Source organism: Sphingomonas sp., from assembly GCF_003248515.1.
Lineage (GTDB): Bacteria > Pseudomonadota > Alphaproteobacteria > Sphingomonadales > Sphingomonadaceae > Sphingomonas_I.
Window position 1 is genome coordinate 1 of the sequence record NZ_QFOB01000035.1, and the last position, 1,513, is coordinate 1,513.

At 63.8% G+C, this 1,513-nt stretch carries 1 protein-coding gene; it reads left to right on the plus strand.

Translation table 11 applies throughout. The features are described 5' to 3' along the window. Positions 1–1,513 (plus strand): type IV secretion system DNA-binding domain-containing protein (locus DI605_RS21445; protein ID WP_293977826.1); only part of this gene is annotated, 1,513 nt, incomplete at both ends.

Consider the following 1,513-nt stretch of genomic DNA (forward strand, 5'->3'; position numbering starts at 1 on the left):
ACCCCTGACCCATCATTCGGCGCGGGGCAAAGTCCATCGCAACGCCGGCAATTTCACGCGCGGAAGCCAGCTTCTCACCCACGAGATGCTGATGTGGTTCTCGGGCGCGAAGCTGCCCTTCATCCTGTGGTTCTTCGCCTTCCTCGCGGCCTGGTTCATCATCTTATCGCTCAAGCTCGACGAGCACGGCTTCCAGCTCGTCTGCATGAAGCTCTACGCGATGCTTTGGGACTGGGTCGGACTGGACCCTGCCAAGCGGGTCAACGTCACCCTCCCCAACGGCGAAATCCACCGCACGATCATGGCGGTCGTGCAGTATATGCCCGAGGTCCAGAGGGCCTGGAGTGTGGCCGTGCGGGGCCTGCTCGGCGCCATCCTCGTCTCCGTCTTTCTCACGATCCCGCTGACCATCTGGTTCGTCGATATTTCGCGGCGTCGGGGCCGGTCGATCCTGCAGGAGCGACACGAGCGGGGCGCCATGCTAGTCGAGCGCGAACTGCTTCTCGCGGAGGTGTCCCAACACAACCAGGCGGCGTTCGAAAAGGAAGCCCGGGAGTGCCTGCCCGACCTCTCGCCGCGGCAGGTGCTGCAACTGCCCTTTGCGGCGCGCAAGGCCGCCGGGATCCACCATCCCTACATACTCGCCGGCATCCCGTTCCCGCACCGGATGGAACAGTCGCACACGATGCTGGTCGGCACCACCGGGTCGGGCAAGACGACCGAGCTGCGCAGCCTCGTCAAGCAGATGCGCGAGCGTCAGGACAGCGCCGTCATCTTTGATCTCACCGGTGCCTATGTCGAGGCATTCTATGACCCCGAGCGCGATACGATCCTCAATCCGATGGACCGGCGCTGCCCGGCATGGTCGATCTTTTCGGACTGCTGCACCCACAGTGAGTTTACCGCCGCCGCTGCGGCCCTGATCCCGTCGGACGGCGGCTCCTCAGAACCGTTCTGGGCGCTCGCGGCGCGAACTCTCTTCATCGAAATGTGCGTCCGCCTGCAGGAGCGTGGTGAGACCACCAATCTCGCGCTGTCGGAACATCTGATGACGGCCGATCTAAAGCGCGTTCACCGCTACCTTCAGAACACCATCGCCGACCCTCTGACGGCCCCGGAAGCCGCCCGCATGGCGGAGTCGATCCGCGCCGTCTTCAACACGAACGCGCAGGTCCTCCGCTTCCTGCCAGACGAGGGTCCGCGCTTCTCGATCCGCGAATGGATCACGGGTGAGAAGAAGCCAGGCTCCATCCTTTTCATCACCTCAAATTACGTCGACATGCCGATGAACCGGGCGCTGCTGACGCTCTGGATGGACCTCGCCATCAACCGGCTCATGACCATGCCGCGCACGCGGTCGCTGCGCACCTGGTTCATGTTCGACGAGCTCGGCGCACTTCACCGGCTGCCAGCCATCGAGAATGGCCTTCAGACGGCCCGCGCCTTCGGCGGCGCAATGATCCTCGGCATCCACAGCTTCGAAAAGCTGGTCGAGGTCTATGGCGAGCAGGGC